The organism is Citrobacter sp. RHBSTW-01013 (assembly GCF_013781985.1).
In the GTDB taxonomy this organism is placed as follows: Bacteria; Pseudomonadota; Gammaproteobacteria; order Enterobacterales; family Enterobacteriaceae; genus Citrobacter; species Citrobacter braakii.
Window position 1 is genome coordinate 3,121,736 of record NZ_CP056185.1, and the last position, 24,934, is coordinate 3,146,669.

The following is a 24,934-nucleotide window of genomic DNA, read 5'->3' on the forward strand; positions in this document are numbered from 1 at the left end:
AGACAAACATATCCAGTTTCATGATATGTTCAAAAAGGTGTTACCGGTTCAGTTGAAATAGCGACATTCCCTGCATATCGGTAAACGTTTTGTACGATGCCTGCAGTGCGGCCTGCTGCATCACGTAGGACGAAATCGCTGCGTTCCAGTCGACATCCACCAGATTGCTCATCTGCTGAGTCTGGCCCAATGCGCGATCGGCGCCCAGTGAATCCAGTGAACTTAACTCGCTGAGCTGAGTCCCTAATTCTGCACGAACAGAAAGCACGTTATTCAATGAATTTTTCAGGCCACGACTGGTTTTATCAATGGCTGCAGAGGCGGTAGCTTTTGCCGCGTCATTGCCCTCAATCGGGGTTTTGAGCGCATCAATAGCGGTATCCAGCATTTTGAACAGGTTCTTTTCCTGAGTACCGCCGCCAGGTTCCGGTACGGCATTGCTGGTCAGATTAACAAATACTTTATCGCCAGTATGACCAATCACCATGGTACGGGAGGCATCGACCTGCTGGGTCACATTTGTTGTACCGCCGCTGTAAGCGCCATCTGCCTGAGCAAACGGTGCAGATTCTGTTTTATATCCGCCAAAAATATAGCGCCCATTACCGTCGGTGCTGTTCGCCAGGTTCATCAGTTGATCGCGGATCCCCTGCAGGTCGGTTGCCAGCGATGCACGGTCGTCATCGCTTAACGTGCCGTTCGCGGCATAGACAATTTTTTCCTGCGCGGTCTGAATTGCCGTCGTTACCTGACTCAGTACGTTCTCTTCCAGCGATACTTTTTGCGTCGCAAATGAACGCGCCAGCGTATATTGGCTGTTCTGCGCCTGAGCTTGAGAAAGCACCACGGCCTGCGAGGCAGCGATCGGATCGTCAGATGGGTTGATCACACGTTTTCCCGTTGACATCTGCTCGCCGAACTTCATCCATTCAGCCTGAGAGTTAGTGATGCCACGCATATTCTGCTGGTACATCATCTGGGTGCTGATACGCATTGTGTCCCTCTCCCTTAGCGAATATTAATCAGTGCATCAAACAGCGCATTTGCAGTTTGCAGCACTTGCGCGTTAGCCAGGTAATACTGTTGGTAGCGCTGTAAGTTACCGTATTCTTCGTCGAGGTTGACGCCGGAAATAGACTGCTGCTGCTTATAAAGCTGCGTTACCACGTTGTTCTGGGTAATGGCGCTGGTTTTCAGCGTCGCGGTTTTGTTCCCGACATCGCTTACCAGCGTGGCATAAGCATCGTTGAAGGTCTTATTACCCACGGTAGCTTTGGTCTGCAGATCCAGCAGTTTCTGACCGTTACGGTTATCGCTTTTTCCCTTATCAATATCCGGGTCCGGATCATTTTTTGAGACCTGGGCCATGGCGATTTTCGACTCATCGGTCACCATGACTTTCATATCAACAACGGCGTTACTGACAGGTTTCACTGTGAAGCTGTCATTTGCTTTTGCGCCAGCATTTACGGTGATTTCCATCCCGTCAAAGGACATCTTCCCACCGGTAACGGTAGCTTTGAAGCTGGTATTATCCGCCAGGCGAGTTACCTGCCAGTCCGTCCCGTCATAAACGATTTTATAATCGGTCGCCTGTACAGCAGAGCTGTCGGTAATCTTCGCGCTTAACGATCCTGTTCCTGTATTTTTAGCGTTGTTGAATACTGCCGGGCTACCGATAGCAAAGAAATCCTTACCCTGATCGCCGTTCGCGTCAAAACCCTCTTTATGCTGGGTGTTAAACGCATCGGCAAACGCCAACGCCAGTTGGCCCAGCGTGTTACGCGTCTGGTCAAGCTCTTGAGAACGGAAGGTCAACAGCCCGCCCAGTGAACCGGTATTCAACAGTTTTTCGGGAATTTCAACCTCGCCGGCAACCCCGTCGACGTAGGCCACTGTGGTTCGATTGGGATCATCACTGGAGGGCACAGCCGCCAGCTGGCGTGCATTGCTGCCCTGCACCAGTGAATAACCGTTCGCCATGGTTATGTTGTAAGTCCCGCCGTCCTGAACGCTGACTTCAACACCGACAATCTGGTTCAGTTCACTGACCAGTTGGTCGCGCTGGTCAAGTAAATCGTTAGGCGATGCGCCCGCGCCGACGCCGGTCAGACGGGAAATCTGATCGTTGAGGCTGGCAATCTGTTTTGAATAGTTGTTGATCTGGTCAACGCTGGCCTTGATCGCAGTATTAACCTGCTTGTCTTGATCGCGCAGATACTGGTCGGTTGTTCTGAACTGGTTGACTAAACCATCAGCTTTACCGATCAGCGCCTGGCGCGCCGCCGGGTCTTCCGCGTTACTGACAAGCGTTTGCAGGCTGGTAAAAAAGTCCTGCATTGAGGTCGAAATGGAACTGGTTTTGCTGGAGAGCAGATTGTCAATTTTCGACATTTGTTCATAGCGCGTTGTCAGGCCGCTGCTTTGGTTCTGCGCGGCACGTAACTGATTCGTGATAAAGGAGTCATACTCGCGCTGTACGCCAGAAACATAGACGCCATTGCCAACCCAGCCCCCCGCACCCAGCGTGCTGTTCGCTTGCGCCATAATTGTCGTTTGACGGGTGTATCCGGCAACGTTATAGCTGGAGATGTTATTACTGGCAGAATTCAACGCGGCCTGCGCTGCGGCGAGTCCACTCATCGCGTTATTAATCAAGCTGGACATGGAGGTTCCTTGTAATCCTTCAATACTCGTTATTATCGGCAGCAGGTTGGTAGACTTGAGCTATTTAAAAGAGATTATCGATATTCGTACTATAGGTTTTGCTCACTTTTTCGCTCATCGATTTCAACTGCTGGATCATGCTGGTTAATTTACGCGCATAGTTAGGGTCAGTCGCGTAACCGGCATTCTGCAAAGCCTGTGCCCCCTGCTCGGCGGTAGCAGCGGCGGTTACCGCCGCATAGCGCGGGTTACGCGATATCAGACCGACATAATCCGACAGTGCCTCAAGGTAAGAGCTATAGACGCGGAATCGGGCTTTCACCTTTTTCGCCTCGCCGTTTTCATATTCGGTGGTGGTGATTTCGGTGGTTGGGCCTTTCCAGCTTCCCGAAGCCTTCACGCCAAAAATGTTAAAGCTCGGTTCACCGTTCTCACGCCGGATTTGTCGCTGGCCCCATCCGGACTCCAGCGCCGCCTGCGCCAGAATCAGATGATGCGGAACCCCGCTTTGCTGACTTGCCAGCTTAGCCGGCAGCGATAGCTGGGCGAGGAAGTCTTTACTGTCACCTGACAGCGGCTCATCATTGCTTTCCGTCGCGCGGGGAATGGCTTTACGGACCAGTTGCGTCAGCGCCTGGTTTTGATAGCTGGTCACCGTTTCCAGGGAGAACTTCATTGGCACCTGCGGCGCATCGTCTGCGGGTTGCGCCTGCCCTTCAGTCATCTGCTTAACCATCATTTCAGCCAGTCCCAGACCTTTACCTGCGGTCATCTGCTGCGCAATTTGTTGGTCATACATGCTGGTATACAAACGTGTTGAATCACTGCTAAAAACGCCATCTTTCGGCAGCGCTTCACGCATGCTTTTCAGCATCATTTGTACGAACATCCCTTCAACCTGACGGGCAACCGGGCGGATATTCGCCGCCGGGTCCTGACCCGCTTTCGCTTTCAGTTCGTTCAGTGATTGCGCATCCCAGGCGGCACTGGTCAGCAGTTTGCTGTCACCAATCATTAGATGATTTCCAGTTTGGCGCGTAAGCATCCCGCGCTCTGCATCGATTGCAGAATGGACATCAGATCCATCGGCGTTGCCCCTAGCGCATTAAGCGCACGCACAACATTGTTCAGGTTGGCGCTGGAACGCACGCTTTGCAGCGAACCGCCGCTCTGGCGCAGATCGATCTGGGTTTGAGGTGTCACCACGGTCTGTCCACCGCCAAACGGTGTATCCGGCTGGCTGACGTTCGCCTGGCGGTTTACCGTAATCGACAAGTTGCCTTGCGCGACGGCACAGCTATCCAGTGTGACTTCACGGTTCATAACGACGGATCCGGTGCGCGAGTTGATAATCACTTTCGCATCCTGCGGCGTGACGTTCACCTCCATATTCTGGATGTCAGCAAGGAAACGCACCTGCGAACTGTTGCCGCTTGGCACGCGTACCTGAATCGTCCGGGCGTCCAGCGCAGTGGCGCTACCAAAGCCGCGCGAACGGTTAATGGTGTCGGTTATCTGCTGCGCCATAGTGAAATCTTCATTATTGAGCTGCAGATTAATGGTGTTACCGCCGCCGAACTGGCTGGGTAATTCACGTTCGATGGTCGCGCCGTTGGTAATACGTCCGCCATTGAGCTGGTTTACCTGCACGCTGCTGCCACCCGCAGCCGCGCCTGCACCGCCTACCAGAATATTCCCCTGCGCCAGCGCATATACCTGGCTATCGACCCCTTTCAGCGGGGTCATCAGCAACGTTCCGCCGCGCAGGCTTTTGGCGTTCCCCATGGAAGAGACCACCACGTCAATGGTTTGCCCCTGACGACCAAAGGCCGGGAATTGCGCGGTCACCATCACCGCCGCCACGTTTTTCAACTGCATATTGGTGCCGGTTGGCACGGTAATTCCCAACTGCGAAAGCATGTTGTTGAGCGTTTGCGTAGTAAACGGCGTCTGCGTAGTCTGGTCACCCGTGCCATCCAAACCGACCACCAGCCCATAACCGATCAACGAGTTTTCCCGCACGCCCTGAACGCTGGTCAGGTCCCGAATACGGTCGGCATGCGCAAAGGTGGTTATCAGCACCAGTACCATTCCAACTAAAGATTTAAACACTGGCTACCTCGCTTACATCGGCGACAAGTTAAGGAAGAAACGCTGCAACCAGCCCATATTCTGCGCTTCATTGATGTAGCCGTTGCCGACATACTCAATACGTGCGTCCGCAACCTGAGTTGACGGTACGGAGTTGCTGCCACTGATGGTGCGCGGGTTAACGACCCCGGAGAAGCGAATGAATTCAGTGCCCTGATTAATGGCGATCTGTTTTTCACCCACAACATGTAAGTTACCATTCACCAGTACCTGATCGACCGTTACGGTCAGCGTACCGCTGAAGGTATTGCTGGCGTTCGCGCCGCCTTTACCGTTAAAGGTGTTACCGCCTGAAGCTTCTACGTCAGCACGCTCGTTGCCAAACAGTCCTTGCAAATAACGCGGTACGGTATCAAAACCAAAGTTGGTCTTGCCGTCGCGGCTGGCATTAGCCGAAGAACTTTTGCTGGCGCTGACATTTTCCTGCAATACGATGGTCAACGTATCGCCAATATTGCGCGGACGGCGGTCTTCGAATAGCGGCTGATAACCGTAGTTAATCGGTTGGGCCGACTGGAAGATAGATCCATTCGCCACCGGCGTCGGGCCAGGAACAGGCTGGGCAGATGTTGCGCCCTGCACGAGGGGCGTGGCCGGGATCCAGGCGCATCCTGTCAATGAAACCACCAACAGGGCTAAAATTGGGTATGGGTGAAGCGCGTATTTTCGCATTGCGGTCATCTTCAAAATCAGTGTGCCGGTGAGGCTCTCACCCCACCGGGCCACACTTTAGAGTTGCGTCAGTTTTTGCAGCATCTGATCGGTGGTCGATACCGCTTTACTGTTGATTTCGTAAGCGCGCTGAACCTGGATCATGTTTACCAGCTCTTCCGCCACGTTGACGTTAGAGGTTTCAACATAACCCTGGTACAGCAGACCCGCGCCGTTCAGCCCCGGAGTGCTCTCATTCGGCGCACCGGATGACTGCGTTTCGGTGTACAGATTCTCACCAATGCTTTCCAGACCGGTATCGTTCATAAAAGTAGTCAGGTTAAGCTGCCCAACCTGAACCGGTGCTGCCTGGCCCTGCTGGGTTACGCTGACGATACCGTCGCGTCCAATGGTGATACTGAGCGAGTTAGCCGGGATGGTGATAGCCGGCTGAACCTGAAAACCACCCGCAGTCACTAGTTGACCGTTCTGATCCACCTGGAAAGAACCGTCACGGGTGTAGGCGGACGTGCCATCAGGCAGCATGACCTGGAAAAAGCCCTGCCCTTTAATCGCCACATCTTTACTGTTGTTGGTCTGCGACAGGTTCCCCTGGCTGTGTAAACGCTCAGTCGCGACCGGGCGCACACCGGTACCAATCTGCAAACCAGACGGCAGTGTGGTTTGTTCAGAAGACTGGGCGCCAGGCTGGCGAATCGTCTGGTACAACAGATCTTCAAACACGGCACGTTGACGCTTAAATCCGTTGGTGCTGACGTTTGCCAGGTTGTTGGCAATCACATCCATGTTGGTTTGCTGCGCATCCAGGCCGGTTTTGGCGATCCATAATGAACTGATCATAAAATGTCCTGTATTAACTCATCGACAGCAGTTGGTTGGCGCGACCCGCGTTATCATCCACGCTACTGATAATCTTCATTTGCATTTCGAAACGACGGGCGTTGGCGATCATGTCACTCATCGCGGCTACCGGCTTAACGTTACTGCCTTCCAGCACACCCGACATAACGCGAATGCTGGGGTCAGCCTGTAACGTAGCGCCACGGGTAGCCTGCGCGGCCTGGGTCAGACGGAACATACCGTCATCGCCACGTTGCACTTCACTCCCCGTGGCCTTCACCAGTTTCAGTCGCCCAACTGGCGCAACGGTGTTAGCCGGATCGCCAGGGTTGAGCGCCGAGATCGTGCCGTCTGCCGCAATGGTGACTTCTGAACCTTCCGGTACGGCTATTGGTCCGGCTTCGCCAATCACCGGGTGTCCCTGAATGGTCAGTTCCCCCGTAGGGCTTACCTGAATGGCGCCATTTCGGGTATATCCTTCGCTACCGTCCGCGGTCTGCACAGCCAACCAGCCATCTTGTTGCAGCGCCACGTCCAGCGGACGTGAGGTATAGTCCATCTGACCCGGCGTCATATCGGCCCCCGGCGTGGAGGCCACCACCAGCGTACGCGTCGGTAAAGACAATCCTTCAACGGGAACCGCGCGCAGCGCATTGAGTTGCGCACGAAAACCCGGCGTTGAGGCGTTTGCCAGGTTGCTGGCCGTCACCGCTTGTTGATTCAGCGTCTGACTGGCCGCGCCCATGGCGGTATAAATTGCGTGATCCATTAAGCCATCCCGTCAGGCGCTTAGCGCAGGTTGACCAGCGTGTTGAGGATCTGGTCCTGGGTTTTGATGGTCTGCGCGTTCGACTGATAGTTACGCTGGGCGACGATCATATTCACCAGTTCTTTACTCAAATCCACGTTTGATGCTTCCAGCGCGCCGTTGGTCAGCTTGCCGAAGTTACCCTCGCCTGCGGTACCCAGCAGCGCCACGCCGGAAGACTGCGTGGCTGCCCAGACGTTGTCACCCTGAGAAGCCAGACCTTCGTTGTTGGCAAAGTTTGCCAGCACGATCTGCCCCAGAACCTGTTGCTGTTCGTTGGAGTAGTTACCGACCACAGTACCGTCATTGTTAATCTGGTAGCTCACCAGGTCGCCCGGCTTATAGCCATTCTGATTCGTGGCAACGATGTTGTTGGCGCCAGTGTTCTGCTGCATGGAATTGAGGAAGCTCAGAGAGAAATTTGCCGCATCAGCACCGTTAATCTGCCCGGTTGTGATGTTGATTTCCTTTGGCCAGACGGTAGGAGGCGTTGGTACCGCCTCGGCGGCTGTGGCGCTAATCCCTAAGAACACACCATTTTCATTAAAGCGCATAAACCCTGCTGATTTTGCAGCGTCTCCGGTGGAAGCATCCTGCGTGTGAACTTCCCAGGTGTTGCTTTGCGCATTTTTGACATAAAAAATATTCATGTCATGAGCGTTACCCTGGCTATCGAAAACGGTAACGGTGCCTTTTTTGTTGTAGGAATCCGCATCGTTTGGATTAAACGGGGTCTTCGTTGGCACTTTGTCAGTAGAGTTCAGGTTGATCTGCATTGACGCAGTCGTGGTGGTTTTAGCCGCCATCAGCGTATTCGGGATAGTGATCGGTGCCGGGTTAGCACCCTGCTGTATCGTTGGCGGTGTACCGGTAGCCGGATAGCCCGTCAGTTGTAGTCCCTGCATGTTAACGATATTGCGGTTTTCATCGAGCTTGAACTGACCGTTACGGCTGTAGAAAACGGAACCGTTGCTGTCTACCATGCGGAAAAAACCGTTCTGGCTGATAGCCACATCCAGACCGCGACCAGTGTTAGTCGTGGTGCCGTCGGTAAAGTCCTGGGTAATACCCGCAACTTTAACGCCCAGACCCACTTTAGAACCGGCGAACATATCGGCAAAAGAAGCCGTACCGGATTTAAAACCATAGGTGGCGGAGTTGGCGATGTTGTTACCAATGACATCGAGGTTGGTCGCTGCAGCGTTCAGACCGCTGACCGCTTGTGAAAAGGCCATGACTTACTCCTGATAAGTGTGAAGGCTTAAATGATCTGCCGTACTTCGTCGAGGGTGGTGGTTCCATAGGTGCCCAGATCCAGCGTATTACCGCCGTTACTGCGAATAACGCCCTGCACCAGCGCAAACTGAAGCGGCTGAGCCACCAGTTGTGTTCCGCCATTACTGGCAGCAATTGACACGTTGTAAGAACCGCTTGGCGCATCCGTGCCATCGGTCATGGTGCCGTCCCAGGTAAAGGTATGAACGCCCGCTTTCAACCCACCAATATCAATGGTGCGTACCACCTTGCCGTCTTTATCGGTAATGGTTGCGGTAACCTTATCTGCCGGTTGCTGCAGTTCAACGCCAAACGGCGTGGTGGTGGTTTTTGCGCCCTCTTCCGTACCTTTACCGGTCAGGATGGTGGTACCTGGGATCATGACACCGTGGCCAATCAGCGTACTGGCCTGCAGCGACTGACTGTTGTCGATCTGCCCGGAGATCGATCCCAGCGTGGTGTTCAGTTTCTCAATTCCGCTCACGGTACTGATTTGCGCCAACTGGGTGGTCAGTTCGTTGTTTTGCAGCGGGTTGGTTGGATCCTGGTTTTTCAGCTGTGCAACCAGCAGCGTAAGGAAGCTGCTTTGCAGGTCCGCGGCGTTGCTGCCCGTCAGTGAACTCTTCCCCGTTGCGTCATTCACACCCGTCGTGCTCGGGTCATTCATTTTTACAGCAATAGACATGTGCGCCTCCTTTTACTGGCCTAGCGTCAGCGTTTTGAGCATCAAGCTTTTCACCGTATTGAGCACTTCGACGTTTGCCTGGTAGCTACGCGAGGCTGACATGGTGTTGACCATTTCGCCGACGACGTCCACATTCGGCATTTTTACGTAACCGTTCGCATCGGCCAGCGGATTACCGGGTTCATAAACCAGCTTATCCGGTGCCTGGCTTTCAATGACGTCAGCGACTTTTACGCCACCGGTTGCCGCACCTGGCGCGGCATCAACCTGAAACACAACCTGCTTCGCGCGATAGGGCTGACCGTCAGGTCCGGTGACGCTATCCGCATTCGCCATGTTGCTGGCCGCCACGTTCAGGCGCTTAGACTGAGCCGTCAGCGCAGAGCCTGCGATATCAAAAATATTTAACAGCGCCACGAATTAGTTCCCTCCTTGCAGCACGTTCATCATGCCTTTGATTTGTCCACCCAACGCGGTCAGCCCCATTTGATACTTGAGGCTGTTGTCTGCAAATTGCGTACGCTCCCGGTCCATATCTACCGTGTTGCCATCGAGAGACGGCTGATCAGGAATGCGGTAGAGCAGTTCCGTAGAAGGAGCGGAAACGGTCTGGGCCGGAATGTGTTGTGCAGAGGTCAGCGTCAACGAGACACCGCCGGTTTCTTCCCGTCCTCGCACCATGACTTTTTTTAATTCACTGGCGAAATCCAGGTCGCGCGCCTGATACCCCGGCGTGTCGGCATTGGCTATGTTGGCCGCCAATACTTCCTGGCGTTGGGCGCGCAAATTCAGCGCTTCCTGTTGAAAACGTAAGGCGGCGTCGAGCTTATCGAGCATATCTCCTCCGCAAATGACAAAATTCAGCCGACAGCTTAAATCCCATTACGCGCGCGTTATCGCCGGAATAAACGCAAAATGCGTCGCTATTTGTTGCGTTGATGACTGCGTCACACAGGTAGAATCCTGTCACTACCTGAAAAAGCGCGAGGTTTTGATGCAAACGTTTAAACGTGGAGTCGTCGTGGCAGCACTGCTGTTCAGTCCTATGACGCTGGCGCAAGACCTGAATTCACAGCTGACGGCATGGTTTTCCCAGCGACTGGCCGGATTTAGCGATGAGGTCGTCGTTACTATCCGAACGTCGCCAAACTTATTGCCGAGCTGCGAACAACCAGCATTAAGCGTGTCCGGGAGTGCAAAATTGTGGGGTAATGTGAACGTGCTGGCGCGCTGCGCTAACGAGAAACGTTATCTGCAGGTGAACGTGCAGGCCACGGGAAACTACGTTGTTGCCGCCGCGCCCGTCGCTCGGGGTAGCGCCCTGACTTCGGCCAGCGTAACGCTAAAACGAGGTCGACTGGACCAACTCCCTCCGCGCGCCGTGCTGGATATGAATCAGGTGCAGGATGCCGTAAGCTTGCGCGATCTGGTCCCTGGTCAGCCGATACAGCTTTCCATGTTGCGCCAGGCATGGCGAATCAAGGCCGGTCAGCGCGTCCTGGTTATCGCCAACGGAGATGGCTTTCGGGTGAATGCCGAAGGTAAAGCGCTGAACAATGCCGCCGTCGCCCAGAATGCCCGAGTACGGATGATTTCAGGCCAGGTGGTGAGCGGTGTCGTCGATTCTGATGGGAATATTCTTATTAACCTATAATAGGTTAAAGATTTTTTAGCGTGTGCCGATAGATAAACAACCAATGATTACAGCGGGCCGCTATAGCGTAACCCCTCGATGAGGATAAACAAAATGAGCATTGATCGTACCTCACCATTGAAGCCAGTAAGTACCGTTCAGCCACGTGAAACCAGCGATGCGCCGGTACAAAAAACGCGGAAGGAAAAAACCACCGCCACCACCAGCACCAGCGTCATGCTGAGCGACGCCCAGGCCAAACTGATGCAGCCCGGCACCAATGACATCAATATGGAACGCGTGGAAGCACTCAAAACCGCAATCCGTAATGGCGAGCTGAAAATGGACACCGGAAAAATTGCCGACTCGCTGATCCGCGAGGCGCAGAGCTACTTACAGAGTAAATAAAGTATGACTCGTTTGTCAGAAATACTTGACCAGATGACGACCGTCCTCAATGACCTGAAAACGGTAATGGATGCTGAACAGCAGCAGCTTTCCGCAGGATATATTAACGGCAGCCAGCTACAGCGTATTACAGAAGAAAAAAGCTCTTTGCTGGCAACCCTTGATTATCTGGAGCAGCAGCGCCGTCTGGAGCATGACGCCACGCGCAGCGCCAATGATGAAATTGCCGAGCGTTGGCAGACCATTACCCGAAAAACACAGGACCTACGCGAACTCAACCAGCACAACGGTTGGCTGCTGGAAGGGCAGATCGAGCGCAATCAACAAGCGATTCAAGTGCTGAAACCGCACCAGGAACCGGCGCTGTATGGCGCAAACGGTCAAACCTCTGCTGCGCACCGCGGCGGGAAAAAATTCTCTATCTGATGCTAGCCTGATAACGTTTTGCTTATCAGGCCTACGCGTTTTGTAGGCCGGATACGGCGTCATGCCGCCATCCGGCATTAATCAGTTACGCCGTCCGGCGCACAAACTCTTTCACTTTAAAGCCCAGCACCGCGAGCGCAGCGAAGTAAGCAGCAATACCTGCCACCACAACGGCCATCAGACGCAGCAGACGCCATAACATCGTTCCCTGCGACCAGTCCGGCATGATGTAGAGCATCCCAACCAACGCCGCCGACATCACCAGCACAGAAATCACCAGTCGCGCCAGGAACCAGGCCCAACCCGGTTGTGGGGTAAAAATTTTCTGTTTACGCAGTTGCCAGTACAGCAGTGAAGCGTTCAGACACGCCGCCAGACCAATCGACAGCGACAGCCCGGCATGTTTCAGCGGCCCAATAAATGCCAGGTTCATTACCTGGGTCATAATCAGCGTGACAATGGCAATCTTGACTGGCGTTTTAATATCCTGGCGCGAATAAAAACCTGGGGCCAACACTTTCACCACGATCAAGCCAATCAAACCTACCGAGTATGCCACCAGCGCGCGCTGCGTCATCGCGGCGTCAAAGGCGGTAAATTTACCGTACTGGAACAGAGAAACCGTCAGCGGTTTGGCCAGAATCCCCAACGCCACGGCGCTCGGTAATGCCAACAGAAAACACAAACGCAGCCCCCAGTCCATCAGACGGCAATACTCATCATGATTACCGCTGGAAAAACTTTTGGACAGCGAGGGCAGCAGGATAGTCCCCAACGCGACGCCAAGTACGCCAGACGGAAACTCCATCAGACGGTCAGCATAATACATCCATGACACTGAGCCAGAGGCCAGAAACGAAGCGAAAATCGTATTGATGATCAGTGAAATCTGGCTGACAGATACCCCAAGGATCGCCGGGCCCATTTGCTTGACGACGCGCATCGCCCCCGCATCACGGAAGTTCACGCGCGGCAGCACCAGCATGCCAATTTTCTTCAGGTGCGGAAGCTGATAAATCAGCTGTAGCACGCCGCCAACGGTAACGGCCCACGCCAGCGCCAGCACCGGAGGGTGAAAATAAGGCGCAGCAAACAGCGCGAAACCGATCATGCTGATATTCAGAAAGGTCGGCGCAAACGCCGGAATGGAAAAGCGATTCCAGGTATTCAGGATCGCACCCACCAGCGAAGCCAGCGAGATCAGTAGAATATACGGAAAGGTGATCCGTAGCAGTTGAGTGGTCAGCGCAAATTTGTCCGCTGTGTCGGCAAACCCAGGCGCGGTGACTAAAATCACCCACGGGGCAGCCAGCATTCCGGCGACCGTCACCACGGCCAGCGCCAGAGTCAACAGCCCGGAAACGTAAGAGACAAAGACGCGGGTCGCATCCTCCCCCTGCTTACTTTTATATTCGGCAAGAATAGGCACAAACGCCTGCGAAAAAGCGCCCTCAGCAAAGATTCGGCGCAGCAGGTTAGGAAGTTTGAATGCCACAAAAAAGGCATCAGTCGCCATCCCTGCGCCAAAGATTCTGGCGACAATCGCATCACGCGCAAAACCCAGCACACGTGAAAACATCGTCATCGAGCTGACGGCTGCCAGCGACTTTAATAAATTCATCTATGTTGTATTCCAGACTCTGAGGCAAAACCCCGACAAACCTGCCCGTAGGTCGGATAAGGCATGATCGCCGCCATCCGGCACTTTTGCTGTGCCTGATGGCGACGCCGTAGCGTCTTATCAGGCCGACAAACCAGCCTATGGTTGAAAAGAGGTGTTATTTTTGAGTTGGCATATAGTACCTGGATTACAATGAATTACTACCGCCAGATGTTACAGGGGGTTATTCAGCCATTGCCTCCCGCCACAGCTTTTCGACAACGCGCTGGGCCAGGAGCGCCTGCTCACCTGCCGTTTGGGGAACCGTCTGATTTTGCACGCACTCAATGAAATGACGTGCGCATCCGGCAAAACCACGCTGTTCCAGGGTAGTTTGCCAGCCTGCTACCGGCTTGTGCACCACTCCTTGCCCGCGCTCTTCCCGCCATTCCCGCATATCCGTGACGTCAATCAGGCCACCATCCGTCACCGCCTGCACGCTCTCACGCTGGCTACCGGCGCGGCGGTGCATACTGGTCGTTACCTGCATTTGCCCGGCAGAAAAATGGTGCTCCGCATAGAGCATCGCGCCGGATTCATTGGTTAACAGCGTACCGTGATTTAACTGCGCTTTCTCTCCCGCCAGCCACAATGCGGTATCGACAACGTGCAGATAGTCGTCCAGTAGAGTGAAGCGCAGATCGTGCGGCCCGACGCTGTCCGTCCGGTGCTTATCCATGCGTACGGACGCCGCATTGCCCAACTGGGATTTGAGATCCTGATACAGCGGCGCAAATCGACGGTTAAACCCCACCATCAGCGTCAGCTTTTTCCGCTCGGCCAGCTCCACCAATTGTTCAGCCTCGTGCAGGTTTTCCGCCAGCGGTTTATCCACGCACACGTGAACCCCGGCATTCAGCAGTTCGCTGACCACCGCATAGTGCGTTGCGGTACTGGAATGGACGAAAACCGCATCGCAGGTTTGCGCCAGATTAACCAGTGAATCAACGTAGGGTATCCGCCAGGTATCACAGATACGCTGCGCTTTTTCACGCGAAGGTGAAAATGCCCCTTTCAGCGTCCAGTCTGCACTAGCGCCCAGCACGGGCAGCCAGGCCTTTTGCGCAATTCCGCCGAGCCCGACAATGCCGATACGTAATTTATTCACATCAGTCTCCCAAGTGCGCCAGTAAGGAATCAAGCCGCTGCTTAAGCTCCGCGACGTCTGTTTCCAGCGCGTCAACGCGCGCCTGTAGATCACCCGAAGCTGCCGGAAGTTCATCTGCCGTGGCCATCGCTTCATCAACGTCACCGCAAAACAGGTGCATATAACGGCTTTCACGTTTGCCCGGCTCACGCGCCAGGCGAACGACATAAGGACCATCTTCCCGGGTTGCCAGTTTCTCCAGTGTCGACTCTACTTCGGCCATGTCGCTGAATTCGTACATCCGGGAGGCGCGGCTACGTAGCTCACCTGGTGTTTGAGCGCCGCGCAGCAACAGCGTGGTAATGAGCGCGACTTCCCCCGCGCTGAGCTTAAGATTGCCAAACTCAGAGTTGCAGAAACGCTGCTCATATTTCGTGACGCGATTACCAAAGCCACTCACCGTACGCAGGAAATGCCGTTTCACCAGGTTATCAAGCTGATCCTGCACGTCGGATTCCGACAGGTTCATCACGGGTTCACGATTCGTTTTTTGATTGCAGGCGGTTACGACTCCGTTAACGGAGAGCGGATACTGTTCAGGTGTAGTCACTTGTTTTTCTAATAAACAGCCAATCACCCGTGCTTCGGTGGCGGTTAATTCGTATTTCATCGTCTTCTCCATTAATCATGGCTGCATCTGAAACTTAGCGGCCGGGGGTCCATTCTGATGTGGTCAACGCCGTCAGCACGTGATCGCGCCACTGCCCGTCAATCAGCAGGTAGTCTTTGGCATACCCTTCTTTTTCAAAACCCAGTCGCGCCAGTAGGTCACCGCTGCGTTTATTATGTGGCATGTAGTTAGCCATAATGCGGTGAATATGCTGCGTGCGCTGCATATAGCGGATGGCCGAGGTTAAGGCTTCATACATCAGCCCCTGCCCCTGCCACTTCTGCGCAATGGAGTAACCGAGATAACAGGCGTGGAAAGATCCCCGCACGACGTTCGAGAAGTTCGCGACGCCAATAATCTCTTTTTCTTCCGGATCGAGCAGCGCAAAGTAATAAGCGGTGCCCTGTTTATGAAACTCAGATATCATGCTCAGACGCGCCTGCCAGCCTGACGGATAACAGTGGCTTTCATCGCGAATAGGTTCCCAGGGTTTTAAGAAATGACGATTTTCTGCGTAATAATCTGCCAGACGCCAGGCATCACGCTCATGCACTAAACGCACGACCAGGCGGTCCGTGGTTAAGCGCACTTTTGGCACGTTACTGCGATAGCCAAACATTCTATACCTACTCCTTCCCGTAACGTCTTCAATACGCTATTCGCATTACTATACCTGCGCAAATACGCCCTGTGAAAAGAGCAAAATGCCATTTTTTGAATTATTCACACATTTTGATGAAAACTCTCTATCAAGACGGACTTTTGATAAAAAAATATTGTCCCGCGAAGGGTGGGAAAAGCGATGACGACACCGCAGAATAGGAGGTGCTTATCTTTTAAACTCTATCCAGAGTGACGAGTTTTTCCCTGGAGGGGAAATGTCGCAAGTCTCGCAGGCAAGGAACCTGGGTAAATACTTCCTTCTTATCGATAACATGCTGGTCGTGCTGGGTTTCTTCGTCGTTTTCCCGCTGATCTCAATTCGTTTCGTCGATCAAATGGGCTGGGCCGCCGTGATGGTCGGTATCGCGCTTGGATTACGTCAATTTATCCAGCAAGGTTTAGGTATCTTCGGCGGTGCTATTGCTGACCGTTTCGGGGCAAAACCGATGATCGTCACCGGCATGCTGATGCGTGCTGCCGGATTCGCCACCATGGGCATTGCCCATGAACCGTGGCTGCTGTGGTTTTCCTGCTTTCTTTCCGGGCTGGGCGGCACGTTGTTCGACCCTCCCCGCTCGGCGCTGGTGGTCAAACTGATCCGTCCGGAAAAGCGCGGGCGTTTTTTCTCTATTCTGATGATGCAGGATAGCGCCGGGGCCGTGGTTGGCGCGTTGCTCGGCAGTTGGTTATTGCAATACGATTTCCGTCTGGTGTGTGCCACCGGCGCAATTTTGTTCGTTCTGTGCGCGGCGTTTAACGCCTGGCTGCTTCCGGCATGGAAACTGTCAACGGTGAAAATTCCGGTGCGCGAAGGAATGAGCCATGTGATGCATGACAAGCGCTTTGTCACTTATGTGCTGACGCTGGCGGGATATTACATGCTGGCGGTGCAAGTGATGCTGATGCTGCCAATAATGGTGAACGACATCGCTGGCTCACCGGCCGCTGTGAAATGGATGTATGCCATCGAGGCGTGCCTCTCTTTAACATTACTCTACCCGATTGCCCGCTGGAGTGAAAAACGCTTTCGCCTTGAGCATCGCCTGATGGCCGGTCTGCTGGTGATGTCTTTCAGCATGATGCCCATCGGCCTGGTCGGAAATTTACAGCAGTTGTTCACCCTGATTTGCACGTTCTATATTGGCTCAATCATCGCCGAACCGGCGCGTGAAACCCTGAGCGCCTCGCTGGCGAATGCACGTGCCCGGGGAAGCTATATGGGTTTCAGTCGACTGGGACTCGCCATCGGCGGCGCCATTGGTTATATCGGCGGCGGCTGGCTGTTTGACATGGGTAAAGCCCTGGCACAACCGGAGCTGCCCTGGATGATGCTCGGCATTATCGGCTTCATCACTTTCCTGGCGCTGGGCTGGCAATTCAGTCTCAAACGCCCAACGCGTGGTATGCTGGAGCCTGACGCCTGATAGCCAATCTGGTGTACGCGCATTTTTCAGTTTTTTCTGCTGTTACCCGCAGCGCTGGTGCTCGATGATGCTTTGTGTCACGATTACACCACAAGCATCATGTTGAGGAACCCCATGAAAAAGTTTTTTTTTGCCGCTGCACTAATTGTCAGCGGCCTGTTGGTTGGTTGTAATCAACTCACGCAATACACGGTTAGCGAGCAAGAGATTAATCAGGCCCTGGCGAAGAATAATAACTTTTCAAAAGATATCGGTTTGCCTGGCGTCGCTGAAGCACATATCGTACTGAACAATCTCGCCAGCCAGATAGGCCGTGAAGAACCCAATAAAGTGACGCTGACCGGAGACGCCAACCTGGACATGAACTCCCTGTTTGGCAGTCAGAAAGCGACCATGAAGTTGAAGCTAAAAGCCTTACCGGTTTTCAATAAAGAAAAAGGCGCGATTTATCTGCAAGAAATGGAAGTCGTGGACGCTACCGTCACGCCGGAAAAAATGCAGTCGGTACTGCAAACGCTGATGCCTTATTTAAATCAGTCGCTGCGCAACTATTTCAACCAGCAGCCGGCGTACATTCTGCGGGATGACAGCAGCCAGGGGGAAGCGCTGGCGAAAAAACTGGCGAAAGGCATTGAGGTGAAACCGGGAGAAATCATTATCCCGTTCACCGACTAATATGACAGAGGGCGCCGATGCGCCCTTTTTTTTCGTGCAAACGAAAACGTTTCCGCTTATCCTTTGTTTCCGGCAAAAAAGACTATCCTCAGCCGGAGCATATTGATGACTGCACCATCCCAGGTTTTAAAGATCCGCCGCCCAGACGACTGGCATCTTCACTTTCGCGATGGCGACATGTTAAAAACTGTCGTGCCCTATACCAGCGAAGTTTATGGCCGCGCCATTGTCATGCCGAACCTGGCTCCGCCCGTCACCACGGTGGACGCGGCTATCGCTTACCGCCAGCGAATTCTTGACGCGGTACCTGCCGGACACGACTTCACGCCATTAATGACCTGCTACTTAACGGATACGCTGGATCCCAATGAGCTGGAACGTGGATTCAACGAAGGCGTGTTCACCGCCGCAAAACTCTATCCGGCCAATGCCACCACCAACTCGACGCATGGCGTAACCTCTATTGATGCCATCATGCCAGTGCTGGAACGGATGGAAAAATTGGGTATGCCTCTGCTGGTGCACGGCGAAGTGACGCATGCGGATATCGATATTTTCGATCGCGAGGCGCGCTTTATTGAGACGGTAATGGAACCACTGCGTCAGCGTTTAACTGCGCTGAAAGTGGTGTTCGAACATATCACGACTAAAGATGCTGCCGAATACGTGCGCGACGGCAATGACCTTCTGGCGGCGACCATTACGCCGCAGCACCTGATGTTTAACCGCAACCACATGCTGGTCGGCGGGATTCGCCCTCATCTGTACTGCCTGCCGATCCTCAAACGTAACGTCCATCAACAGGCGCTGCGTGAGCTGGTCGCCAGCGGGTTTAACCGCGCCTTCCTCGGTACCGACTCAGCGCCGCATGCGCGTCATCGCAAAGAGTCAAGCTGTGGCTGTGCGGGCTGCTTTAATGCGCCGACCGCACTGGGCAGTTATGCCACCGTGTTTGAAGAGATGAATGCACTGGACCATTTTGAAGCCTTCTGCTCACTCAATGGCCCACAGTTCTACGGTTTGCCGGTGAATGAAACCTTTATTGAGCTGGAACGCGTGGAGCACCAGGTCCCGGAGAGCATTGCGCTGCAAGATGATACGCTGGTGCCTTTCCTGGGTGGCGAAACGGTACACTGGTCCGTGAAAAGCTAAAAAAAGTGTAGCCAACTGGCGAGAATAACTGTATAAATAAACAGTATATTCCACAGGGGGCTACTATGCGTATTGAAGTCACTATTGCCAAAACTTCACCTTTACCTGCTGGTGCAATTGACGCGCTGGCAGGTGAACTCTCCCGCCGTATTCAGCACCATTTTCCGGATAACGAAGGTAACGTTACCGTCCGTTATGCCGGCGCAAACAATCTGTCGGTTATTGGTGCCACCAAAGAGGATAAAGAACGCATCAGCGAGATCCTCCAGGAGACCTGGGAAAGCGCGGATGACTGGTTCATCAATGAATAAATAATGATATGCAGTGATGTTTGTTTGCCGGGTCGCCCCGGCTTTTTTATACACACCATCTTTTAATCAATAGTTCATTCCTTCTGGCAAACTGATATTTTAATAATAAATTCCTGGCTATCTTTTAACCACAACACCAAAATAATTGTGCAACATGCTTAAAAAAAATGAATAACATGTCGGTTTGTTAGTCAGATAACGCTGAAAACGAAAATTTTATGTGCTTACCTCTTTAAATTTTCAATGAATACCCTTATTTATTGATATACTGAAGTTGCTTCAGAAAAAACGCATTGAACCTCGAAAACCGTTGTCTAGTAACACGAATTAGGGGGCATGATGGAAAAGAATAATGAAGTCATTCAGACTCATCCGTTAGTAGGATGGGACATCAGCACTGTTGATAGCTACGATGCGCTGATGCTGCGTTTGCACTACCAGACCCCGAATCGTCCTGACCCGGATGGGACTGAAGTTGGTCAAACGCTCTGGTTAACCACTGATGTTGCCAGGCAATTTATTTCGATATTAGAAGCAGGAATCGCTAAAATTGAATCCGGCGATTACCAGGTAAATGAGTATCAGCGACATTAAATCTGATACATCCAACCATCAAAAGGCACCTTTCCGGTGCCTTTCTTATTTCCAGGTTGAATATTCCGGGTCACTTATTTACCCTGCTACTATCGCGATTGCAGAGAGAAGCGGATGAAATACGACTTAATCATAATTGGCAGCGGTTCCGTGGGCGCCGCAGCCGGATACTATGCCACTCGCGCCGGTCTGAAGGTTCTGATGATCGATGCGCATATGCCACCGCATCAGCAGGGCAGCCACCACGGCGACACTCGATTAATTCGTCATGCCTATGGCGAAGGTGAAAAATATGTTCCGCTGGTGCTGCGTGCGCAAACATTATGGGATGAATTATCCACCCAAAATGAAGAGCCGATTTTTGTGCGCTCTGGTGTCATCAACCTTGGTCCGGCAGATTCAACCTTCTTAGCGACCGCGGCGCAAAGTGCAAAACAGTGGCAACTCAATGTTGAACAACTGGATGCAGCAGCCATTATGGCGCGCTGGCCAGAGATTCGCGTACCTGAAAACTATATCGGTCTGTTTGAAGCGGAGTCTGGTTTTTTACGTAGTGAGTTAGCGATTAAAACCTGGATCCGTCTGGCGGAAGAAGCAGGCTGTGCGCAGCTATTTAAATGCCCGGTCAGCGCAATTCGTCATAGTGATGATGGCGTCACGGTAGAAACCGCCGATGGTGACTATCACGCGCAAAAAGCGGTGATCAGCGCCGGAACCTGGGTACAGTCATTAGTCCCTGAACTACCGATACAACCGGTACGCAAAGTGTTCGCCTGGTATCAAGCCGATGGGCGTTACAGCGTTAAGAATAACTTCCCTGCCTTCACCGGGGAGCTACCAAATGGCGATCAATTCTACGGTTTCCCGGCAGAAAATGACGAGCTAAAAATTGGTAAGCACAATGGCGGACAGGTAATTCATTCGGCAGAAGAGCGCAAGCCGTTTGCCGCTGTAGCCAGCGATGGTTCTGAAGCCTTCCCATTCCTGCGCACAATTCTGCCAGGCGTGGGCTGCTGTCTGCACGGTGCGTCCTGCACCTATGATAACTCACCAGATGAAGACTTTATTATTGATACTCTACCGGAGCATGACAACACGTTGATCATCGCCGGGCTGAGCGGACATGGCTTTAAGTTTGCCTCCGTCCTCGGAGAGATTGCGGCAGACTTCGCCCAGGACAAACCGTCTGACTTTGACCTGACTCCCTTCAGGCTAAATCGTTTTAAGCGATAATAAATGAATGGCCTCGTTGGTGAGGCCATTTTTAATGACAGGAATAACGTTGATGCGCCGCATCTTTCACTATCTGGTTAATAATATTCGCGAGCATCTTATGCTCTACATTATTTTATGGTCGCTGCTGGCAATTATGGATGTGATATATATTATGTTTTTCTGAACCCACAACGCTGACACTAATTGACATAAACTGATATTAACTTAATTTTCATTGCAATTAACTGAACAAGAAAAATACCTTAAACACCCTGATAACAAGCCTTAATGTCATCCACCCCACTAATTCCTTGATGATTACTTCACAATTCAATCAATTTTATTGAATCAAAAACAAATATCACCATTATTGTTATTTATTAGTTGCATTAATGTCTTTTACGCGCCATTTTCATTCACTTCTGAAATATCTAACGGTGCACTTATGCAATTCAATAATACTCCACAACGCTATGGCGTGGTGTCTGCCGCTTTACACTGGCTGATTGCGATTGCTGTATATGGCATGTTTGCGCTGGGATTGTGGATGGTCACACTCAGCTATTACGACGGCTGGTATCACCAGGCCCCTGAACTGCATAAAAGCATCGGCGTTGTGCTCATGATGGGGCTGGTTATCCGCGTCGTCTGGCGGTTGATCTCCCCTCCTCCTCCTGCGCTGGCAAGTTATTCCCGTTTCACCCGCATCGCGGCGGCACTGGGTCACCTCGCGCTATACACATTGCTCTTTTCAATTGTCATCAGCGGGTATTTGATTTCCACCGCTGATGGCAAAGCGATAAGCGTATTTGGTTGGTTCGACATTCCTGCCACCCTTGCCAATGCGGGCGCTCAGGCCGACCTCGCCGGTAGTCTGCACCTGTGGCTTGCGTGGACCGTGGTGGTTTTATCGCTTCTGCACGGACTGATGGCCCTGAAACATCACTTTATCGATAACGACGATACCCTGAATCGCATGTTGGGAAAATCGTCATCTGACTATGGAGCTTAAAATGAAAAAAAACCTGCTGGGACTTACACTCGCCTCTCTGTTATTCACCACCGGGTCAGCCGTGGCGGCAGATTACAAAATTGACAAAGAAGGACAGCATGCCTTTGTTAATTTCCGTATTCAGCACCTGGGTTACAGTTGGCTGTACGGCACATTTAAAGATTTCGACGGGACTTTTACCTTTGATGAGAAAAATCCCGCAGCCGATAAGGTTAACGTCACCATCAACACCAACAGCGTTGACACCAATCACGCCGAACGCGACAAGCACCTGCGCAGCGCAGATTTCCTTAACGTGGCCAAATTCCCGCAGGCGACCTTTAGCTCTACCAGCGTGAAGAAAGAGGGGAACGACCTGGATATCACCGGTAATCTGACCCTGAACGGCGTCACTAAACCTGTTACGCTGGATGCGAAGCTGATCGGTCAGGGCGGCGATCCGTGGGGTGGCACGCGTGCGGGTTTTGAAGCAGAAGGTAAAATTAAGCTGAAGGACTTCAACATCACCACCGATCTCGGCCCGGCGTCTCAGGAAGTCGATCTGATCATCTCAGTGGAAGGCGTCCAACAGAAGTAACGTATGAGTTGCCGGATGGGGCTAAAGCCGCCATCCGGCATGATGACTATTGCGCAGGGTCCGGAATACCCAGTTTGGTATTCAGACGACCGCGTGACTTATTAAATATTTTGTTGCCATTTTCACGTCCTGCTCGAAGACGACGTTGCTCTTCTTCCGGCAACTTACTCTCTTCGCTACACAACTCGCTACAGCAGCCGTTATACTTCTGCGCGCAGGCCGGACACTGGATAAACAACAGATGGCAGCCATCATTTTTGCAATTAGTATGGCTGTCGCACGCCGTTCCGCACTGATGGCAATGCGCAATAACATCTTCAGAAATCCTTTCGCCCATACGCTCATCAAAAACGAAGTTTTTACCGACAAAACGTACAGGAAGCCCCTGTTCACGTGCCTTGCGGGCATATTCAATAATACCGCCCTCAATGTGCCAGACTTTGCTAAATCCGTTGTGTTTCATCCAGGCGCTGGCTTTCTCACAACGGATCCCGCCCGTGCAATACATAACGATTTTTTTATCTTTATGCGCCTGCATCATTTCAACGGCTTTCGGTAACTGGTCGCGGAACGTGTCTGCCGGGATTTCTAGCGCATTCTCGAAATGGCCCACTTCATATTCATAGTGGTTGCGCATATCAATGAATACCGCGTCAGGATCGTCCAGCATGGCGTTTACTTCCGCCGCCTTCAGGTAATCACCTACGTTGCTGGCGTCAAATTGCGGATCGTCAATGCCATCCGCCACGATGCGTTCACGCACTTTCATGCGCAGCACCCAGAACGATTTACCATCATCATCCAGCGCGATATTCAGACGTAACCCGGCGAATGCGGGATCAAACGCATAAAGCTGCTGGCGGAATGCCTCGACGTTGCTTTGCGGTACGCTGATTTGCGCATTGATTCCTTCATGGGCAAGATAAACGCGCCCGAAGACGTTCAATGCAGTGAACATCTGGTACAGCGCATCACGCGTGTGCTGAGGATTGGCGATGGTGAAATATTTATAGAATGAGATCGTCGTGCGCGGCTCGGTCTCAGCCAACATTTTGGCTTTGAGCGCATCGTTCGAAATGCGGTTGTGTAACACTGGCATGGTGTACGTATCCTGCAAATAGGGAAAAATGAAAATCGGCGGCATAATAAAGCAAACACCGCCAATTTACATCCACACATTTTACGCTACATTTCTTACTCCAATATAAAAGTGCAACAACAATTGCTGGTTTAATCACCGTTCTCCCGTCACAAATTTTTGATATGCGCGAAAAAATGCGACAATACAGGCAATTGGTCGTTTGAAGACAGGATAGACATGACGAATTTACCCAAGTTTTCGGCTGCGTTACTGCATCCACGTTATTGGTTAACCTGGCTGGGCATTGGCATCCTTTGGTTAATCGTGCAGTTACCCTACCCGATTCTTTACAAGTTGGGCTGCGCATTAGGTCGTCTGGCATTACGTTTGATGAAACGTCGGGCAAAAATTGTTTCCCGTAATCTGGAACTGTGCTTCCCGCAAATGAGCGAGCAGGAACGCCAGCAGATGATCATCAAGAACTTCGAGTCCGTGGGCATGGGCGTGATGGAAACCGGAATGGCCTGGTTTTGGTCTGACAAGCGCATTTCACGCTGGACGGAAGTTATCGGGATGGAACATATCCGCGACGTTCAGGCGCAAAAACGGGGAATTTTGTTAGTGGGTCTGCACTTTCTGACCCTTGAACTGGGTGCGCGTCAGTTTGGTTTGCAGGAGCCGGGGATAGGCGTATATCGCCCCAACGACAACCCACTGCTCGACTGGCTACAAACCTGGGGCCGTATGCGCTCTAATAAATCCATGCTCGATCGTAAAGACCTGAAAGGAATGATTAAAGCGTTGAAAAAAGGCGAAGTGGTCTGGTACGCGCCGGATCATGACTACGGTCCCCGCGCCAGCGTATTTGTCCCGCTTTTTGCTGTTGAACAGGCCGCAACAACCTCCGGGACCTGGATGCTTTCACGCATGTCGAATGCCTGCCTGGTACCGTTTGTTCCCCGCCGCAAACCTGACGGTAAAGGTTATCAATTGATTATGCTGCCTCCGGAGTGTTCACCGCCGTTAGACAACGCGGAGACTACGGCAGCGTGGATGAATAAGATTGTTGAGCAATGCATCATGATGGCCCCGGAGCAGTACATGTGGCTACACCGTCGTTTCAAGACGCGTCCTGAAGGTTCACCTTCCCTGTACTAAAGCACGGTTGCAGTCCTGTGGACTGCAACACCTTCCCTGCCCGCTTTAGGTTTAACTGCTATCCGCATTGCAGCAACTATCAACCAGGCG

At 52.5% G+C, this 24,934-nt stretch carries 29 protein-coding genes; 13 read left to right on the forward strand and 16 right to left on the reverse strand.

The window, feature by feature from the left end; translation table 11 throughout:
• Positions 1-40: 40 nt before the first annotated feature.
• The 11 genes from flgL to flgB all read right to left on the reverse strand — a co-directional run bounded on the left by flgL (position 41) and on the right by flgB (position 9,935).
• Positions 41-994, reverse strand: coding sequence for a flagellar hook-associated protein FlgL (flgL, locus tag HV350_RS15095; protein ID WP_016152634.1), 954 nt, complete (start codon positions 992-994; stop codon positions 41-43).
• Between the two features lie 14 nt (positions 995-1,008).
• Positions 1,009-2,667 carry a flagellar hook-associated protein FlgK gene (gene flgK / locus HV350_RS15100; protein WP_046274758.1) on the reverse strand — a complete coding sequence of 553 codons (1,659 nt, stop codon included), beginning with the start codon at positions 2,665-2,667 and terminating at the stop codon, positions 1,009-1,011.
• 64 nt (positions 2,668-2,731) lie between these two features.
• Positions 2,732-3,682, reverse strand: a complete 951-nt coding sequence (flgJ, locus tag HV350_RS15105) for a flagellar assembly peptidoglycan hydrolase FlgJ (RefSeq protein ID WP_016152632.1) — start codon at positions 3,680-3,682, stop codon at positions 2,732-2,734.
• Positions 3,682-4,758, reverse strand: a complete 1,077-nt coding sequence (locus HV350_RS15110) for a flagellar basal body P-ring protein FlgI (protein ID WP_019076467.1) — start codon at positions 4,756-4,758, stop codon at positions 3,682-3,684. The genes flgJ and HV350_RS15110 overlap by 1 nt, the downstream gene beginning before the upstream one ends.
• Positions 4,759-4,791: 33 nt before the next feature.
• Positions 4,792-5,490 carry a flagellar basal body L-ring protein FlgH gene (gene flgH, locus HV350_RS15115; RefSeq protein WP_016152630.1) on the reverse strand — a complete coding sequence of 233 codons (699 nt, stop codon included), beginning with the start codon at positions 5,488-5,490 and terminating at the stop codon, positions 4,792-4,794.
• A gap of 57 nt (positions 5,491-5,547) precedes the next feature.
• Positions 5,548-6,330: a flagellar basal-body rod protein FlgG gene (flgG, locus tag HV350_RS15120; protein WP_003036202.1), complete on the reverse strand. Its 783-nt coding sequence runs from the start codon at positions 6,328-6,330 to the stop codon at positions 5,548-5,550.
• Positions 6,331-6,343: 13 nt separating this feature from the next.
• On the reverse strand, positions 6,344-7,099 hold the full coding sequence (locus HV350_RS15125; protein WP_016156188.1) for a flagellar basal body rod protein FlgF: 756 nt from the start codon (positions 7,097-7,099) through the stop codon (positions 6,344-6,346).
• Between the two features lie 20 nt (positions 7,100-7,119).
• Positions 7,120-8,373, reverse strand: coding sequence for a flagellar hook protein FlgE (gene flgE, locus HV350_RS15130; protein WP_181628829.1), 1,254 nt, complete (start codon positions 8,371-8,373; stop codon positions 7,120-7,122).
• A gap of 26 nt (positions 8,374-8,399) precedes the next feature.
• Positions 8,400-9,098: a flagellar hook assembly protein FlgD gene (gene flgD / locus HV350_RS15135; protein WP_016152627.1), complete on the reverse strand. Its 699-nt coding sequence runs from the start codon at positions 9,096-9,098 to the stop codon at positions 8,400-8,402.
• 12 nt (positions 9,099-9,110) lie between these two features.
• Positions 9,111-9,515 (reverse strand): flagellar basal body rod protein FlgC, encoded by a 405-nt coding sequence (flgC, locus tag HV350_RS15140; RefSeq protein ID WP_006685091.1) that lies wholly within the window; start codon positions 9,513-9,515, stop codon positions 9,111-9,113.
• Positions 9,516-9,518: 3 nt separating this feature from the next.
• Positions 9,519-9,935: a flagellar basal body rod protein FlgB gene (gene flgB / locus HV350_RS15145; protein WP_016152626.1), complete on the reverse strand. Its 417-nt coding sequence runs from the start codon at positions 9,933-9,935 to the stop codon at positions 9,519-9,521.
• A gap of 157 nt (positions 9,936-10,092) precedes the next feature.
• Here flgB and flgA point away from each other — a divergent pair, with 157 nt between their 5' ends.
• The 3 genes from flgA (at position 10,093) to flgN (ending at position 11,565) form a co-directional block, all read left to right on the forward strand.
• A complete protein-coding gene (gene flgA / locus HV350_RS15150; protein WP_016156187.1) occupies positions 10,093-10,752 on the forward strand; it encodes a flagellar basal body P-ring formation chaperone FlgA in 660 nt (219 codons plus the stop codon).
• A gap of 93 nt (positions 10,753-10,845) precedes the next feature.
• Positions 10,846-11,139 carry a flagellar biosynthesis anti-sigma factor FlgM gene (flgM, locus tag HV350_RS15155; protein ID WP_016152624.1) on the forward strand — a complete coding sequence of 98 codons (294 nt, stop codon included), beginning with the start codon at positions 10,846-10,848 and terminating at the stop codon, positions 11,137-11,139.
• A gap of 3 nt (positions 11,140-11,142) precedes the next feature.
• Positions 11,143-11,565, forward strand: coding sequence for a flagella biosynthesis chaperone FlgN (gene flgN / locus HV350_RS15160; protein WP_016152623.1), 423 nt, complete (start codon positions 11,143-11,145; stop codon positions 11,563-11,565).
• 85 nt (positions 11,566-11,650) lie between these two features.
• On the opposite strand, the gene murJ is transcribed toward flgN, so the two are convergent.
• The 4 genes from murJ to rimJ all read right to left on the reverse strand — a co-directional run bounded on the left by murJ (position 11,651) and on the right by rimJ (position 15,601).
• Positions 11,651-13,186: a murein biosynthesis integral membrane protein MurJ gene (gene murJ / locus HV350_RS15165; protein WP_016152622.1), complete on the reverse strand. Its 1,536-nt coding sequence runs from the start codon at positions 13,184-13,186 to the stop codon at positions 11,651-11,653.
• A gap of 223 nt (positions 13,187-13,409) precedes the next feature.
• Positions 13,410-14,333 carry a Gfo/Idh/MocA family oxidoreductase gene (locus HV350_RS15170; protein WP_181628831.1) on the reverse strand — a complete coding sequence of 308 codons (924 nt, stop codon included), beginning with the start codon at positions 14,331-14,333 and terminating at the stop codon, positions 13,410-13,412.
• Position 14,334: 1 nt separating this feature from the next.
• Entirely contained in the window at positions 14,335-14,982 is a 648-nt protein-coding gene (locus HV350_RS15175; protein WP_181545791.1) for a YceH family protein, read from the reverse strand.
• Positions 14,983-15,016: 34 nt separating this feature from the next.
• Positions 15,017-15,601: a ribosomal protein S5-alanine N-acetyltransferase gene (rimJ, locus tag HV350_RS15180; protein ID WP_006685101.1), complete on the reverse strand. Its 585-nt coding sequence runs from the start codon at positions 15,599-15,601 to the stop codon at positions 15,017-15,019.
• A 259-nt stretch (positions 15,602-15,860) separates the two neighbouring features.
• On the opposite strand from rimJ, the gene mdtH reads away from it, so the two are divergent.
• The 9 genes from mdtH (at position 15,861) to HV350_RS15225 (ending at position 22,605) form a co-directional block, all read left to right on the forward strand.
• Positions 15,861-17,069: a multidrug efflux MFS transporter MdtH gene (gene mdtH, locus HV350_RS15185; protein WP_049040972.1), complete on the forward strand. Its 1,209-nt coding sequence runs from the start codon at positions 15,861-15,863 to the stop codon at positions 17,067-17,069.
• Positions 17,070-17,183: 114 nt separating this feature from the next.
• On the forward strand, positions 17,184-17,744 hold the full coding sequence (locus HV350_RS15190; protein WP_016152618.1) for a lipoprotein: 561 nt from the start codon (positions 17,184-17,186) through the stop codon (positions 17,742-17,744).
• Positions 17,745-17,849: 105 nt separating this feature from the next.
• A complete protein-coding gene (pyrC, locus tag HV350_RS15195; protein WP_049259720.1) occupies positions 17,850-18,896 on the forward strand; it encodes a dihydroorotase in 1,047 nt (348 codons plus the stop codon).
• A 65-nt stretch (positions 18,897-18,961) separates the two neighbouring features.
• Positions 18,962-19,207 carry a DNA damage-inducible protein I gene (gene dinI, locus HV350_RS15200; RefSeq protein ID WP_003036157.1) on the forward strand — a complete coding sequence of 82 codons (246 nt, stop codon included), beginning with the start codon at positions 18,962-18,964 and terminating at the stop codon, positions 19,205-19,207.
• A gap of 339 nt (positions 19,208-19,546) precedes the next feature.
• Positions 19,547-19,801: a biofilm formation regulator BssS gene (gene bssS, locus HV350_RS15205; RefSeq protein WP_003036154.1), complete on the forward strand. Its 255-nt coding sequence runs from the start codon at positions 19,547-19,549 to the stop codon at positions 19,799-19,801.
• A gap of 114 nt (positions 19,802-19,915) precedes the next feature.
• On the forward strand, positions 19,916-21,034 hold the full coding sequence (gene solA / locus HV350_RS15210) for an N-methyl-L-tryptophan oxidase (RefSeq protein ID WP_181628832.1): 1,119 nt from the start codon (positions 19,916-19,918) through the stop codon (positions 21,032-21,034).
• Between the two features lie 52 nt (positions 21,035-21,086).
• Positions 21,087-21,200 (forward strand): YceO family protein, encoded by a 114-nt coding sequence (locus HV350_RS15215; RefSeq protein ID WP_003036148.1) that lies wholly within the window; start codon positions 21,087-21,089, stop codon positions 21,198-21,200.
• 261 nt (positions 21,201-21,461) lie between these two features.
• Positions 21,462-22,028, forward strand: coding sequence for a cytochrome b (locus tag HV350_RS15220; RefSeq protein ID WP_016152615.1), 567 nt, complete (start codon positions 21,462-21,464; stop codon positions 22,026-22,028).
• A 1-nt stretch (position 22,029) separates the two neighbouring features.
• Complete coding sequence (locus tag HV350_RS15225) at positions 22,030-22,605, forward strand: YceI family protein (RefSeq protein WP_016152614.1); 576 nt, start codon at positions 22,030-22,032, stop codon at positions 22,603-22,605.
• A gap of 46 nt (positions 22,606-22,651) precedes the next feature.
• On the opposite strand, the gene HV350_RS15230 is transcribed toward HV350_RS15225, so the two are convergent.
• Positions 22,652-23,704, reverse strand: coding sequence for a rhodanese-related sulfurtransferase (locus HV350_RS15230; protein ID WP_016152613.1), 1,053 nt, complete (start codon positions 23,702-23,704; stop codon positions 22,652-22,654).
• A 219-nt stretch (positions 23,705-23,923) separates the two neighbouring features.
• Between HV350_RS15230 and HV350_RS15235 the strand changes: the two genes are divergently transcribed.
• Positions 23,924-24,844, forward strand: a complete 921-nt coding sequence (locus tag HV350_RS15235; protein WP_049282344.1) for a Kdo(2)-lipid IV(A) acyltransferase — start codon at positions 23,924-23,926, stop codon at positions 24,842-24,844.
• Positions 24,845-24,934: the final 90 nt, after the last annotated feature.